General features: G+C 55.7%; 15 protein-coding genes. 7 read left to right on the top strand and 8 right to left on the bottom strand.

Annotated features, from left to right (window positions below):
- Both SMB34_RS14235 and SMB34_RS14240 read left to right on the top strand, forming a co-directional pair.
- On the top strand, positions 1-190 hold a 190-nt coding region (locus tag SMB34_RS14235; protein WP_037990978.1), incomplete at its 5' end, for a helix-turn-helix domain-containing protein.
- Between the two features lie 129 nt (positions 191-319).
- Positions 320-1174 carry a MipA/OmpV family protein gene (locus SMB34_RS14240; RefSeq protein WP_007091150.1) on the top strand — a complete coding sequence of 285 codons (855 nt, stop codon included), beginning with the start codon at positions 320-322 and terminating at the stop codon, positions 1172-1174.
- 143 nt (positions 1175-1317) lie between these two features.
- Here the strand turns inward: SMB34_RS14240 and SMB34_RS14245 are convergent, their stop codons facing one another.
- Positions 1318-2211 (bottom strand): LysR family transcriptional regulator, encoded by an 894-nt coding sequence (locus tag SMB34_RS14245; protein WP_037990980.1) that lies wholly within the window; start codon positions 2209-2211, stop codon positions 1318-1320.
- A 102-nt stretch (positions 2212-2313) separates the two neighbouring features.
- Between SMB34_RS14245 and SMB34_RS14250 the strand changes: the two genes are divergently transcribed.
- Together SMB34_RS14250 and SMB34_RS14255 are read left to right on the top strand one after the other, a co-directional pair.
- Positions 2314-3177 carry an SDR family oxidoreductase gene (locus tag SMB34_RS14250; protein ID WP_037990982.1) on the top strand — a complete coding sequence of 288 codons (864 nt, stop codon included), beginning with the start codon at positions 2314-2316 and terminating at the stop codon, positions 3175-3177.
- Between the two features lie 40 nt (positions 3178-3217).
- Entirely contained in the window at positions 3218-3691 is a 474-nt protein-coding gene (locus SMB34_RS14255) for an AtaL-like protein (RefSeq protein WP_007091147.1), read from the top strand.
- A gap of 181 nt (positions 3692-3872) precedes the next feature.
- Here the strand turns inward: SMB34_RS14255 and radC are convergent, their stop codons facing one another.
- The 6 genes from radC to SMB34_RS14285 form a co-directional block, all read right to left on the bottom strand.
- Complete coding sequence (radC, locus tag SMB34_RS14260; RefSeq protein ID WP_051682315.1) at positions 3873-4706, bottom strand: RadC family protein; 834 nt, start codon at positions 4704-4706, stop codon at positions 3873-3875.
- Between the two features lie 28 nt (positions 4707-4734).
- Complete coding sequence (gene map / locus SMB34_RS14265; protein ID WP_037990985.1) at positions 4735-5541, bottom strand: type I methionyl aminopeptidase; 807 nt, start codon at positions 5539-5541, stop codon at positions 4735-4737.
- Between the two features lie 97 nt (positions 5542-5638).
- Entirely contained in the window at positions 5639-6367 is a 729-nt protein-coding gene (gene sfsA / locus SMB34_RS14270) for a DNA/RNA nuclease SfsA (protein WP_037991030.1), read from the bottom strand.
- A 50-nt stretch (positions 6368-6417) separates the two neighbouring features.
- Positions 6418-7335, bottom strand: a complete 918-nt coding sequence (locus SMB34_RS14275) for a methyltransferase domain-containing protein (protein WP_037990986.1) — start codon at positions 7333-7335, stop codon at positions 6418-6420.
- 84 nt (positions 7336-7419) lie between these two features.
- On the bottom strand, positions 7420-9537 hold the full coding sequence (locus tag SMB34_RS14280; protein ID WP_037990989.1) for a 2Fe-2S iron-sulfur cluster-binding protein: 2118 nt from the start codon (positions 9535-9537) through the stop codon (positions 7420-7422).
- Positions 9538-9645: 108 nt separating this feature from the next.
- Positions 9646-10263: a glutathione S-transferase family protein gene (locus tag SMB34_RS14285; protein ID WP_037990993.1), complete on the bottom strand. Its 618-nt coding sequence runs from the start codon at positions 10261-10263 to the stop codon at positions 9646-9648.
- A gap of 141 nt (positions 10264-10404) precedes the next feature.
- On the opposite strand from SMB34_RS14285, the gene SMB34_RS14290 reads away from it, so the two are divergent.
- From SMB34_RS14290 to grxC, 3 genes are all read left to right on the top strand, one after another.
- Entirely contained in the window at positions 10405-11301 is an 897-nt protein-coding gene (locus SMB34_RS14290; protein ID WP_037990996.1) for a LysR family transcriptional regulator, read from the top strand.
- 77 nt (positions 11302-11378) lie between these two features.
- The gene (locus SMB34_RS14295; protein ID WP_037990999.1) at positions 11379-12149 is read left to right on the top strand and encodes a ComF family protein; all 771 of its coding nucleotides are present in this window, start codon (positions 11379-11381) and stop codon (positions 12147-12149) included.
- A gap of 105 nt (positions 12150-12254) precedes the next feature.
- On the top strand, positions 12255-12533 hold the full coding sequence (grxC, locus tag SMB34_RS14300) for a glutaredoxin 3 (protein WP_420823194.1): 279 nt from the start codon (positions 12255-12257) through the stop codon (positions 12531-12533).
- Positions 12534-12614: 81 nt separating this feature from the next.
- Here grxC and SMB34_RS14305 read toward each other — a convergent pair whose 3' ends face one another.
- The gene (locus SMB34_RS14305) at positions 12615-13952 is read right to left on the bottom strand and encodes an NAD(P)H-dependent oxidoreductase (protein ID WP_037991001.1); all 1338 of its coding nucleotides are present in this window, start codon (positions 13950-13952) and stop codon (positions 12615-12617) included.
- Positions 13953-13954 lie beyond the last annotated feature (2 nt).

Consider the following 13954-nt stretch of genomic DNA (forward strand, 5'->3'; position numbering starts at 1 on the left):
TTTCGTCAACGAGGTCCGTACATACGAAGCATCCCGTCTTCTGATCGAGGAACCGGATCGCACGATCCTCGATATCGCCATCAGTGTCGGGTTTAATTCCAAATCGACTTTCAATCTGGCCTTCAAGAAAATCATCGGCAAAACGCCCAGTGCGTACCGGGATGAGAATTCATTAAATACAAATACTTAACGCGTCCGAATGCGCATTCGTACCTTTTGATCGCATAGATCAGGTTCGAAGATACAGAGCCGGACGCCAGACACAGAACGACACTGCATTGTCGGGTCACCAAAACTGATACAAGGGTGATCGGACAAAATGAATTTTTATAAAGTTTCAAATCTGGTCGGGAACGGTTTGATCCTGTTGGGGGCCGGATTGTGTGCAAGTGCGCTTATGCTCGTCATCAGTACGTCGGCCAATGCGCAGCAAGGTACAAGGGACGTCCTGCGCGAAGAGGTTAACCCCAAACAAGATGAAGCTGCTGATCCCTGGCTTGGTGGGGTATGGCAGTTCGGGGCATATGGCCAGGTTGAAAGCAATCCTTATCGTGGTGCGGACAGCGTCGATTTAGATCCTTTGCCGCTTTTGGCCTATGATGCGGATCGGCTGCATATCGGGACCGACGGGATATCTGTCACCGCATGGCAAAATGAATTCGCCAGTCTTGACGTACTTGGTGCGCTTCGCATGAAGCCGTTTGAAAATGGCGATAGTGAATATCTGCGTGGCATGAAAGAGCGCGATATGGCCTATGAGGCCGGGATCGGTTTCACCAGCCGCCTGTGGCGCGGGGAAGTCGGGGCCTATTACCTGACTGATCTGAATGACGCCCATGACGGTCATGAACTTGACCTCACCTATACCATCCCGATGGATCTGCAGAATGTAACATTCGACTGGGGTGGCGGGGTACGCTGGCAAAGCGATAAGCTGGCAAACTACCATGTCGGTGTCAGCGGCACCGAAGTCAGAAGTGACCGGGCCGTCTATGACGCGGATGCTGCCTTTATCCCGCATCTTGACGTTTCTGTGACCTATCCGATTACCGAAAGTATCGTTCTGCTTGGAACCGGTGGGGTGGAATTGCTGCCTGACAGCTATACTGACAGCCCGTTGATTGATGATGACTATGTTTACAGCATCGGTCTGGGTCTGGTTTACAACTTCTGACCTTTGGGTTCAGGCACCGGTCTCCTGCCCCCCAAATTCAGGCGGCCGGTTTCTGGCGGGTCGGTCACGTCCAGTGGGCCGACTCGCCTTTTCTGTGCTCTTTTCAATCGGACAGCAGGCATGGAAGCCAAGCTATATGGCTTTCATCTTCCCACATAGGCCGCCAACTCGTCCGGAGTTCCTTTGGGAAAAGCATCCCTTAGAAAGTCTAGGAACGCCGAGACGCGTGCGCTTAGCAAGCGGCGTGACGGATAGAGCGCCCATAAGGTAATTTCAGGCCCGTCCACATCGCCCCAATGCACCAGCGTACCATCGGCAAGATCATGACACACAAGCGACACCGGAAGTCGTCCCGCGCCAACTCCTTTGCGTACGGCGTCCCGAACCATGACGAGCGATGAGAGGCTCAGGACCGGATTGACCGCGATCTTTGACTGGCTGGTTGATGTTTTCACATTCCAGCTTTCGTCTTGGCGGACTTGCCCCCGTACAACAGCCGGGACAGAGGAGCCATCCATCGGTGGCGTCAGGCCCGGATTAGCAACGATCACCAGTCGATCACGCAGGAACACACGACCGACAAGGCTTTCATCAGGTTCCGGGTTAACCCTTATTACCAGATCATAGGCTTCCTCAATCATATCGACCGGGCGATCTTCGGTCGTGACCTCAAGTCGGACCTCCGGGTATTTGAGGGCGAAGTCCGCAGCCAGTTTCCCCATCGCAGTCTGCGAAAACAGCAAAGGTGCACTGATCCGAAGTTTCCCCCTCGGTTCGCGTCCGCCAGAGGCAATTGCCGCAGTCGTCTCGTCGAGTTCAGTGAACAACTGGCTCGTCCGCTCGAACAGCGTCCTTCCTTCTTCGGTCAGTTTGAGAAGTCGAGCACTGCGTTCGAACAAACGCAGCTCAAGGCTTGCCTCCAGCTCTGCCACGCGGCGTGACAGTGTCGCTTTCGGGCGGCCTGTGGCGCGCGACGCTTTCCCAAACCCACCGTGTCGGGCGACCAGATTGAAGTCGGCAAGGGCAAGAAGGTCCATGTGTTCCACCAGCGAGACAGTCTGTCTAAATATAACGTCTATTGCCGTGAATGTGGATCATTAAATTGGGGCAGTCAAATTGCTCAACCAAGGAGAAAAACCATGACCATTCTGGTAACCGGCGCGACCGGCAATGTCGGAAGCAATGTTGTCGAACAACTTCTGAAACGCGGTGCAGATGTGCGTGCATTGGTCCGTGACCCGTCCAAGGCCAGTTTCCCGAACGACGTGGAAGTCGTTCAGGGCGATATGCGTGATGTCGATTTACTGCGGCGCGCCCTGTCCGGTGTCTCGACCCTGTTTCTGCTGAACGGGGTTGTTGCCGACGAATACACGCAGGCGCTGATTACGCTTAACCTTGCCCGTGAGGCCGGGATCGAGCGGATCGTATATCTGTCGGTGATCCACAGCGATATCTATGTCAACGTGCCGCATTTCGCGGGCAAGTTCGGTGTTGAGAGGATGATCGAACAAATGGGTCTTGGTGCCACCATTTTGCGCCCAGCTTATTACATGGATAACGAAATTACGATCATGGACGTCGTCACCAACTTTGGCATCTATCCGATGCCGATTGGTGAAAAGGGACTTGCAATGATTGATGCACGTGACGTCGGCGAAATTGCTGTGCTCGAACTGATCCGCCGTGAACAATCGGCAATACCGCTGCCGATCAATCGCATCAACCTTGTTGGTCCGGATACGCTGACCGGCAAGGATGCGGCCACGATTTGGGGCGATGTCCTTGGCCGCCCAATCACCTTTCCCGGCAACGATACTGCTGGGTTTGAACAGAACCTGCGTCAGTTCATGCCAGGCTGGATGGCCTTTGATATGCGACTGATGGCGGAGCGTTTCCTGACCGATGGCATGCTTCCGGATGCTGGCGACGTCGACCGGTTGACGTCGATGCTTGGCCGTCCGTTGCGCTCCTATCGTGATTATGTCGCGCAGATCGTTGACTGATCGCCCTCATTCCAACCCGACCGAAAAAAGGATCATCGACATGATATATTCGACTGCAACCGTCCCGGTTAACCCGCAAGGTAAACCCAGACTGACACGCGAACAGGTCTGGAAGGGCCTTGAGCTGAAAGCTCGTGATGCGCGACAATTTCTTCCGGCTGGCCTCTGTACCCGTTGCGATGTCACAGAGGAAAGCTCAACACATTTCGTCCGCGATGCTACGATCAGCGGTGTCGACCTGCGCGAGATCATTACGCTGGATGCGCAACGAAAGGTCACCTTCTTTCAGGCAACAGGCCCGCGAGAGGGGGCGATCATCAACGAACTGTTCGAGGACGAAACGGGCGACCTTCAGCTCAAATTCTACTGCTACCTAGGACTGCGCGACAAGGAACCTAACGGCTCGGAAGAACAGGCAGAGCAAGCACAGTTCGATAGCAATAACGGCTACAAAGCAGCCCTGATGTCTACATTGAAGCGTACTCGTGAAATGGTTGCCGAAGGAAGGATTTGACCTCGGTCGTCTTCATTGTTTGAGACAATTGAAAATTCAGAGACAGATATCTGGTCGGCTGTTCTCAATGGCTGACCAGATTTTCCGTTTTAGCCAACTGTTTCTGTCTGGTTCCGTTCGTTTTACGGCGGCGCTGCACTTTTATCCCAAAAGCACGATCTTATCCCGCTGGATCATGTGGCTAAATCAGGCCAAGGGTTTTAAACGAATTATACCCGGCCTGACTGATGATGATGTGGTCGTGGATGGTGATTTCCATCGCCTTTGCGGCCTCGACAATCTTGCGCGTCATGTCTATATCGCCGCGCGATGGGGTGGCATCGCCGCTGGGATGGTTATGGACCAGAATGATCGCGCTGGCGTGCAATTCAAGGGCGCGCTTGATCACTTCGCGCGGGTAAACCGGGGTGTGATCGACCGTGCCGGTCTGATGGCATTCATCGGCAATCAACCGGTTCTTGCGGTCCAGAAACAGCAGATGCAGTTCTTCGGTCTTGCGATGGCCCAGACGCACCCGGCAGTAATCAATCAGCTGTTCCCAACTGGCGATCACGGGCAATTCCATCGCGCGTTCACGGGCCAGATATTGCGCGCTTGCCTCGGCCACCTTGATCGCGGCAATTCCGGCATCGCCAAGCCCCTTGGCCTTTTGCAAATCTTCGGACCGTGCGGCAAGAACATTGGCAAAGCTGCCAAACTGCGTAATCAGCGATTTTGCCAGCGGTTTGACATCGCCACGCGGCATCGCCATACACAGCAGAAGTTCAAGCAATTCATAATCGGCAAGCGCATTGGCCCCGCCTTTAAGGAACCGTTCGCGCAGGCGTTGACGGTGGCCGTGATAATGGGGTTTGGGCGGTTTCGCGTCGCTCGGCGATGGCTGGAAACTGGTACTTTGTCCGACCGGAACCGCAGCGCGCGACTGATCAAAAAAGACGCGCGTGCCGTCATCAATCTGTACATCTATTGATGCGTCAGGATGGGAAGCAGCCTTGCGATCTTCTGTTTCGCTCAAATCCGCTTCCCCCTTTTTGTTTGCGGCCTTATTCGGCGGCAGCACTAATGTCGTATGGTGGTTTTTCAAGTCCGGCCGGTGAACGGGTAAAGATTTCAAACCCGTCATCGGTGACGCCAAGTGAATGTTCGAACTGTGCCGACAGTTTGCGGTCCCGCGTTACGGCTGTCCAGCCATCAGGCAGGATTTTGCAGGTATAAGTGCCCTGGTTGATCATCGGTTCGATGGTGAAAATCATGCCGGGTTCCAGAACCAGTCCTTCGCCCGGGCGGCCATAATGCAGGATATTGGGCGCATCATGGAACACCTGACCAAGGCCGTGACCGCAGAAATCGCGTACAACCGAAAAACGTTCGCTTTCGGCATAGCTTTGGATCGCATGGCCGATATCGCCAAGTGTCGCACCGGGCTTGACGGCATTAATCCCGCGCCACAATGCTTCGTACGTCACATCGACAAGGCGCTGCGCCATGACCTTGGGCGTGCCCGCGACATACATGCGCGACGTATCGCCATACCAGCCATCGAGAATGACCGTGACATCGATATTCATGATGTCGCCATTCATCAGTTTCTTGTCGCCGGGAATCCCGTGGCAGACAACATGGTTGATCGAGGTGCAAATCGATTTCGGAAAGCCGCGATAGCCAAGGCAGGCCGAAACCGCATTATGATCGCGAATATATTCATCACACAATTGGTCGAGCCTGCCGGTCGTTTCGCCCGGAACAACGAAGGGCGTAATGTAATCAAGGACTTCCGCAGCCAGCCGTCCGGCGGCGCGCATCCCTTCGAACGCTTCGGGTCCGTGCAGTTTTACTTTTCCGTTCGCCACCCGAAATCTCCTTGGTTCGGCAGTAAATTCAATGGTCGCTGTGTCGCAACATAGTTCAATGACATAATCGGACAGGGCGAAATTGGCAAGGATGCCGTCACTTTGCGCTGATGTCCCGGATCGGAACGGCCTTGTTTACGGTTACCGATGGTGTCTTGACATCAATGATGCAGTCATAGGCCAATGCCTCGACCCCGGCGCTGGTCGCCGCTGAAAAGCGCGCGGCATAGTGCGGATCTATATCGGATGCCAAGGCAAAACGGTCGCAATCATCGCGCTGGATCAGATAGAACATCACGGCACGGTGACCTTCTGCGACCATGTCGGCCATTTCGTCAAGGTGCTTTGCTCCGCGCGCGGTAACCGCATCGGGAAACTCCGCCAGCCCCGGAACAGCATCATCGCGTTTAAGATGCACATTCTTGACTTCGACATAGCAAAGCCCACGTTCCGGATCAGAAAGCAGGATATCGATCCGTGAATTCTTGCCATATTTGACTTCACGCTTCAGCGATTCATATCCGGCCAGCTCCGGCACCTTGCCCGACAAGATGGCTTCTTCGACGATTGCGTTGGGATGGGCAGTATTGATGCCAACCATCGCACCGCCAACCCGGCACAGTTCCCAACTGTATTTCAGTTTGCGTTTCGGATTGTCCGATTGCGACAGCCAGACATCGATCCCGGCCTCCTTCAACCCGATCATCCCGCCCGGATTGGCGCAATGGGCGGTGATCATATCGCCGTTTTCCAGCTCGATATCGGCCAGAAAACGTTTGTAACGTTTGATCAGCTTGCCCTGAATCAGCGGAGAAGGAAGGAGCATGTCAAATTCCGGTAACTGTTTGCTTTTGAACGGCAAAACAAAAAGTATGACTAATTGCTTTTTGCCGGATCGGGCTTGTCCTGGACGTCACCCAGAAAATCAACAAGGCTGACCTGCCCTGTACCGCGTCTAAGCGGCTTGGGCTGGCTTTCATCGGGCGCCCAGGCGGTAAGGTAGATCACCTGAAATTTGGCATGAACGCGGCCATCCGGGCGACCGTGACGTTCGTGATAAATTGCCGCCGCACGGGCCAATGTGCTGCGTTTGGTGAATTTCTTGGACCGGATGGCGACAAGGTTGCTTTCCCCCATCCCCGAAAGATCGCGCATCAGTTTCAGCGCATCAGGGTAATCAATGGTGATATCGTCGCTATCGACCACCGGCAGGGCAAAGCCGCTGCGCTGTAACAGCGCCCCGGCATCGCGAACATCGACAAAGGGGGAAACGCGGGGGGACACGCCGCCTTCTTCTTCGGCCTCGGCGGTCATCAGCGCCTCGCGCAGGTCACGCAGAGTATCACCGCCCAGAAGGCAGGCCAGAAACAGCCCATCGGGTTTAAGCGCGCGCCTTGCCTGAAGCAGCATACCGGGCAGGTCATTGACCCAGTGCAGCGACAGGTTCGAAAGGATCAGATCAAGTGACCCATCGCCAAACGGCAGGAATTCTTCATCGGCAACGAATGTCGTGCGCTCATTGCGCATTCTGGCTGACTGCGCATAACCATATGAAATGTCGCATTGATGCAGGGTTTCTATCCCGCCACGTGCACCGATGATCTGGCCAAGCTCGCCATTGTGACAGCCAAGATCAACCGCTAGCGGGAATTTGCGCGTGGTGTCGTCAAGCCGGTCGGCAAGGCGTTCGGCAGTTTCGGCAAACAGGAAATTGAACTCGCTGGCACGTTTTGCCGCGCGGTCGCGGCGCAGTTTCAGGATGTGGCGATCAAAAACGGTGATCGGATCGGCCATGAGGCGGGAAGCTCCGTCAAAAGTCGTTTTAAAAGTTACGACCTAGATAGAACGTCGCGCCCTCCCTTGCAATCCAAGACCGGATCAAAGCGCCAGAACAAGCGATTCATCGCTACCATCTTCCGCAGCCGCAGGTACCGCACAGCAGATCAATGCCTCGTCCTGGGCGGTTTTAGCCGAGGGCCGGGTTTTATAGGTGACGTTCCCTTGCAGGATTTTAGTCCGGCAGGTGCCGCAATTCCCGCCGCGGCAGCTTGCCTCTGGTGCCAATCCGGCATCTTCGGCCAGTTCCAGCAAGGTTTTGCCATCATCTGGCTTCCAGATCGCACTTTTGTCCGAACCTGAAAAATCAACTTTTGTATCCGTGCTGCTTGCCGGTGCCAGTTCAGGCAGATCGGGCTGGCTGTCGTGGCTGCGTTGCAGCGATGCGGGGCCGAAGGCCTCGGCATGGATGCGGGTATCGGTAATGTTAAGGCCGCGCAAACCGTCATATATCGCCTGCATAAAAGGTGGCGGACCGCACAGATAAAAATCGAAATCGTCAAACGGCAGCAGGGAGCGCAGCAAATCCATATCGATATGCCCGGATGCTTCGTAATCCTTGCGCGGTTCGGCGTCGGTCGGATCAGCAAGCACGCGGACAAGGCGAATGCTGCCTTGGGCTGCTTTGACCAGTTCGACCAGCTCGTCATCAAACGCCCGGTATTCAAGGGTTCGCGCCGCATAAAACAGCCATGTCGGCCGGAAGCCGCGGGTGCGGAGCCCCTCATAAACGATATGGCGCAACATCGAGATCATCGGTGTGATACCGATCCCACCCGCAATCAGAACTGCCGGGCGTTTGACATGGGCGTCGATTGAAAAATCGCCTGCAGGCGCACGGGCCTCGATCACATCGCCCTCGGCAAGATGGTCGTGCAAGTGGCTTGAAACCGCGCCTTCGCGCTTCACACTGATGCGATAGCGATTGTCCGACGGGCCGCTTGAAAGTGTGTAGGTGCGGATCAGTGGTTTGTCATGGCCGGGCACCGTGACCCGGATCAGCAGATGCTGCCCGGCCTTGTAAGGCAGGGTTCCAGTTCCGTCGAGCGGTTCGAGATGGAAGGATTTGATTATTCTGTTTTCTTTCACAATCCGCGCGATTTTGAAATTTTTCCAAATAATCGCGTTCTGCATGGCCGCAATTTTACGTTCCGCCGTTTCCCAGTCGCCGGTTAGAAGGCTGTTGGGGGAGGCCCCATCGATTTGATCGCGCCAGCGGATCGGAAGGGTGGCTTTGCGCAAGATGACCTTACGCGGGAAAACCCGCCACAAACGTTCTGCCCCCTGAAAGGCGGCAATTTCTGGCCCGTCGATGATGACGTCGGCATCGCCCGTGATCTGCAGGACATCGCCCGTGGCAAAATCGGTAAAAACAAGGCCAGCCTTGGGATTGGCGAGGATATTACCCAGCGTATTGAAAAACAGGTTTCCGGCAAAATCGGGAATGGTCAGGCTACCATCGGCATTAATGCGAACAAATCCTGGTTTGCCGCCACGGTGTGAAACATCGACCTCGCGCTTTTCGCCCGGACGATCAACATAGGTTGCGACAAAGAAGGTGTCAGCCTCGGAAATCATCGCGCGCGCTTTATCATTCAACGTGCTTTCCAAATCCGCATGCGAACCGGTTTGAGACGAAAGTGGATCGCGGACGAATTCGAAATCGCGCAGATGGATATATTGCGGGCAGTTGCCATAGCTGTGCCCGAGCCGGATTGCGAAACCGCTATCAGATGAACGTGCGATGGTGCCATTCAGACGGTTGCGGCGTCTTGTGTGCAGTTCAATCCCGATCATGCCAATTGCCTTGCCATCATCCATCCCGGCATCGGCCGGATCGGTCGGATCGCGCGGGATGTCGACGGCAAGCTGATAGGGATCGGGGGAATGCAGGAAGCCGGGGTGGTTGGCGCGAAGGGTCGCCCAGACATCACCATTATCATCAACCGCACCAAATACTGCAAAGGGCAGTTGCGGGTAAAAGTGGCGATGCTGGTCGATCAGATGGTCGCGCAGAACACGTTTGCCAACTTCGGCCATACGTTCATCGACCCCGACCAGCTTCTGCATGTGAATTTCACCTTCGTGCCACGGACCGTTGGTGTCGGTGCCAGACGGGGTGAATTTTACGGGGGCAGATGACGTAACGGGCGTGTTCATGGCAATTTCCTTTGCGACACAAGGGAAGTCGGGGAAGGGCCGGTCGGGGGGTGATCGCTGTGTCCGTGCAGGGGGAGCCTGGACAAGGCGAAAGACCGGCCCGACCTGTCAGGCCGACTTGCGCAGGCCAGCGACAGTCTGGTCGAACGGCACAAAACCGGGCAGGGCTTCGACCCGTTTTAGCCATGCACGCACATTGCCATAGGGGGCAAGGTCAATATTGCCTTCGGGGGCGTTGGCAATATAGCTGTAAAGGGCGACATCGGCGACGGTTGGACGGCCCAGCTCGATCCAGTCCTTGCCAGAAAGCGCGTCATCAATCTGGGCCAGAATGGCATGGGCGCGTGCAATGACTTCGTCGGGATTGAACGGTACATTAAACACCGTGAGCAGACGGGCAGCACAGACGCCATAGGCAATTTGCCCCGCCGCGACCGAAAGCCATTTCTGAACCTTGGCGGCACTTTCGGCATCTTCGGGCAGCCAGTCGGTCGCGCCGCGTTTCTTGGCGACATAGGTCATGATGGCGATGGAATCGGCAATCACGACGTCGCCATCTTCAAGCACGGGCACCTGACCCAACGGGTTCAGTTTGAGGAATTCCGGCGATTTATGCGCGCCATTGGGCAGATCTACCGTGACGACATCATGCTCAACGCCCAGAAGGCTTAGAAACAGGTGGGCGCGGTGGGCATGGCCCGAGAGGGGAAAATAATGCAGCTTCATTGTTCCAAATCCTTCTTCGAATATGAGGTTGATGTGATGCTGCCTACTGTGATTGTTTCCTCTGATTTGCTGAATATGGTTTTCGGGGAATTCATTATTCCATAAAGTGGAATTGTGTGTTGGCGGAGCAGGAAAAGCACCATGGACCGATTTCAGGCGATGAGGATTTTTGTGCGCGTTGTCGAAGCACAAAGCTTTGCCGCTGCGGCACGGGAATTGGGAGCAAGCCCACCTGCGGTTACACGTGCGGTGGCCTTCCTTGAGGATATCACCGGCGCACGGCTTTTGACCCGGACAACACGGTCTGTCTCCCTGACCGAACCGGGCGCACATTATTATGACGATTGCAAACGATTGCTTGGCGATCTGGAAGAAGCCGAAGCCGCGGCAGGCGGTGCCTATGCCAGACCCAGCGGGACCTTGACCATCACGGCCCCGGTTCTGTTCGGTCAGATGTATGTATTTCCGGTAATGACCGAATTCCTCGATCAGTATCCCGAAATGCGCGGTCGGGTACTGTTGTTTGATCGCATCGTCAATATTGTCGAGGAAGGCATCGATCTTGCTCTTCGGATCGGGCATATGGCCGATACATCAATGAGCGCGATCAAGGTCGGGACGGTTAGGCGTATCATTTGCGGGTCCCCCGATTATTTTGATCGCCACGGCAGGCCACAGGTACCCGCAGATATCGGGATGCACAGGGTTGTTGCATCAACCGGATCATCGGCACCACTGGACTGGCAGTTTGGCGGCGATCAGAAAACCAGTCTTTCGGTCAGTGCACGATTGCAAACCAATTCGATTGAAGCCGCGCGCAAGGCGGCGATTGACGGATGGGGGCTGGTGCGCCTGTTGTCTTATCAGGCGATACCGTCGATTGAGGCAGGATCGCTTGAAGTCGTTTTACGCGATTATGAGCCCGAACCGATCCCCATTCATATCGTCCATCCCGAAGGCCGCCATGCACCGGCCAAGGTGCGCGCCTTTATTGACCTAGCGGTGGATCGTCTGCGTGCGGATAAGCGTATCAATTAGCGCATCGTTTCAATCATCTTGCGTGATAGGATCGGGTGTTTTGTGATCGATGACGATGCATGGGCAGGGAAGATCGAGTGGGGATTTTACCGGCAGAGATTGGCCGTATTGTCGGCAATGTCATGCAGATCGGTTTGCGCACCGTTTTGCCGCCGCGTTGTGGTGGATGCGGTGCGGTTACCGATACAGTGCATGCAGTCTGTGCTGATTGCTGGATCGGGCTTCGGTTTATTTCCGATCCACTGTGCGCGTGTTGCGGCTATCCGTTCGAGCTTGCCGCTGAAGACAATGCGGGCGATGGCATCTTGTGCGGCGAATGTTTGCGTAAAAAGCCTGCGTTTGATCGGGCCCGTGCGGCACTGGTTTATGACGACGCCAGTCGTGATTACCTTTTACGGTTCAAGCACGGGGATCGCACCGATCTGACGCCGCTTTTAAGTCGCTGGCTGGTGCAGGCCGGGCGGGATTTCTGGGCAGATGCGGATATCATTCTTCCGGTGCCGTTGCATCGTACCCGGCTTTTGATGCGACGATATAATCAGTCTGGGTTGTTGGCCGCCAGTCTGTCGCGCCATACCGGCATTGGATGGCATGGTACGGTGCTGCGGCGGTTGCGAAAAACGCGCAGTCTGGGCGGTTTGGGGCCGTCGTCGCGCAAGCGCGAAGTCGGCGGTGCGTTCGGCGTCGATGACAGGATCGCACAGCGGATCGGGCTTTCGGGGGCGCGCGTGGTTTTGATTGATGATGTGCTGACCACCGGTGCGACGGCCAATGCATGCGCGCGGATTTTAAAGCGCGCCGGAGCCATGCACGTCGATGTGATCACAGTTGCACGGGTGGTCCGATGACGCGTCGCAAAATATCTGTTATAGAACGCCCATAAAGGACGGATTGCCGGTCGTATTCTGGTGCAAGGCCGTGAAAATATGCGCCATAGCACCGATAACGACCCAATGAAAAAGGAACATGACCAGATGGCAAAAGTCGAAGTTTATGCCACCGAATGGTGCCCCTATTGCAAGCGTGCCCGCAAGCTTCTGGAAGAAAAGGGTGCGAAGTACGAATTGATCGATGTGATGATGGAACCGCGTCGCAAAAAGGAAATGATGGATCGTGCGAATGGCAAACACACCGTGCCGCAGATTTTCATCAATGACGAACATATTGGCGGTTGCGACGAGTTGATGGCGCTGAACGCAAAGGGCGGCCTGGACAGCAAGCTGTCGGCCTGATTGGCGCATCGCCCTGCACATTGAAAACCCCGGTCCATGTGGCCGGGGTTTTCGTTTTGGTGACGCGACAGAGAGAGTTCGTTAGCCAAAGGTATCTTCCATTTCCTTGCGGAAGCGGATGGCGGGATCGGTAGGGTCGAAATCGACATCGTCCCATGTCACGACCTGATCAATTGCGACATTGCGGTTGAGTGTCAGGTGGTGCGCAAGGCCGATGGGCAGGGCATTTTTGGCCTTTGACATGCGGGCGGGCATCAGTTTGCCATAGACCGTGTAACCGCCTTCACCGTCGAGCTTTTCACCGACGCGAAGGTCGCGTTTGGCAAAGGCAACTGCGTCGCCCGACCATGCGCGCGGTGCGCCGGTGGCCTCGTGGCGCAGGGCGGCAGAGGCGACCGAAATGCCCAGTTCCAGCCCGATCAGGTGATAGGGTTTATACATCGCGGAATATTGCCCGGTCGGATCGGTCAGAAGATCATATTCCGAGAAGCAGCGTTTGACATAGTCACTGGGGGCTTCGAAGGTAACATAAACACCCCAGCGCAGATCGCGAAAGACCGGTCGGGTGTCGCGTTCAAGGCTTGAAACCACTTCAACCGTGCCCTTGCGATCCAGCAATCCGCCGGTTTCGCGTGGTGAGAGCAGACGTGGCAGATCATCGACCCCGCAGGCCGGGAAACGAAGGCCTACATCCTGTGGTACCAGATCACAGGCATTGGCAACAGCGGCCATTTCGATGGCTGATTTGGTGCCGTCAAGGAAGCTGTTGAAAATCTGCGGGTTCATCCCGCCCGCCTTTGCCTGTTGCGGTGTCAGGCCATAATGGGTCCAGACATCATCAGGCGTGACATGGTGATAGGCGGGCAGATATTTGGTGCCTTTTCCCGCACAGATGACATCAAGGCCGACGGCACGCGCCCAATCAACCATTTCCGAAATCAGGGCGGGCTGATCGCCATAGGCCATGGAATAGACAAGGCCTGCCTGTTCGGCTTTGTGGGCCAGAAGGGGGCCAGCAAGAACGTCGGCCTCTACATTGACCATGACAAGGTGGCGGCCATATTCGATGGCCTTCAGACCATAGCGGATACCGGCTGCGGGGCTGCCGGTGGCATCGATGATGACTTCGATGCCGTTGGCTTCGATCAGGGCATCGGCATCCTCGGTGATCCAGGTGGTGCCGTTTTCAAGCGCATTGTCCGGATCGGTTGCCTGATAGCGTTCCTTTGGCCAGCCAACACGGTCGAGAGCCTCTTTGGCGCGGGTCGCGCTCAGGTCTGCGACCCCGAGAACGTGATAGCCCGGATGGTGTCCGGCCTGACTTAAAAACATCGAGCCAAATTTGCCTGCACCGATAATGCCGACGCGAACGGGATTGCCGTCTGCGGCACGTTTGCGCAGCTTTGCATCAAGGTTCATTT

The sequence above is a fragment of the Thalassospira permensis NBRC 106175 genome, assembly GCF_000714555.1.
GTDB classification, from domain to species: Bacteria; Pseudomonadota; Alphaproteobacteria; order Rhodospirillales; family Thalassospiraceae; genus Thalassospira; species Thalassospira xiamenensis.

Coding starts and splice junctions, on each gene's coding strand:
- SMB34_RS14240 (WP_007091150.1), top strand. CDS start 320: ATGAATTTTTATAAAGTTTCAAATCTGGTCGGGAACGGTTTGATCCTG.
- SMB34_RS14245 (WP_037990980.1), bottom strand. CDS start 2,211: ATGGACCTTCTTGCCCTTGCCGACTTCAATCTGGTCGCCCGACACGGT.
- SMB34_RS14250 (WP_037990982.1), top strand. CDS start 2,314: ATGACCATTCTGGTAACCGGCGCGACCGGCAATGTCGGAAGCAATGTT.
- SMB34_RS14255 (WP_007091147.1), top strand. CDS start 3,218: ATGATATATTCGACTGCAACCGTCCCGGTTAACCCGCAAGGTAAACCC.
- sfsA (WP_037991030.1), bottom strand. CDS start 6,367: ATGCTCCTTCCTTCTCCGCTGATTCAGGGCAAGCTGATCAAACGTTAC.
- SMB34_RS14275 (WP_037990986.1), bottom strand. CDS start 7,335: ATGGCCGATCCGATCACCGTTTTTGATCGCCACATCCTGAAACTGCGC.
- SMB34_RS14280 (WP_037990989.1), bottom strand. CDS start 9,537: ATGAACACGCCCGTTACGTCATCTGCCCCCGTAAAATTCACCCCGTCT.
- SMB34_RS14285 (WP_037990993.1), bottom strand. CDS start 10,263: ATGAAGCTGCATTATTTTCCCCTCTCGGGCCATGCCCACCGCGCCCAC.
- SMB34_RS14290 (WP_037990996.1), top strand. CDS start 10,405: ATGGACCGATTTCAGGCGATGAGGATTTTTGTGCGCGTTGTCGAAGCA.
- grxC (WP_420823194.1), top strand. CDS start 12,255: ATGAAAAAGGAACATGACCAGATGGCAAAAGTCGAAGTTTATGCCACC.
- SMB34_RS14305 (WP_037991001.1), bottom strand. CDS start 13,952: ATGAACCTTGATGCAAAGCTGCGCAAACGTGCCGCAGACGGCAATCCC.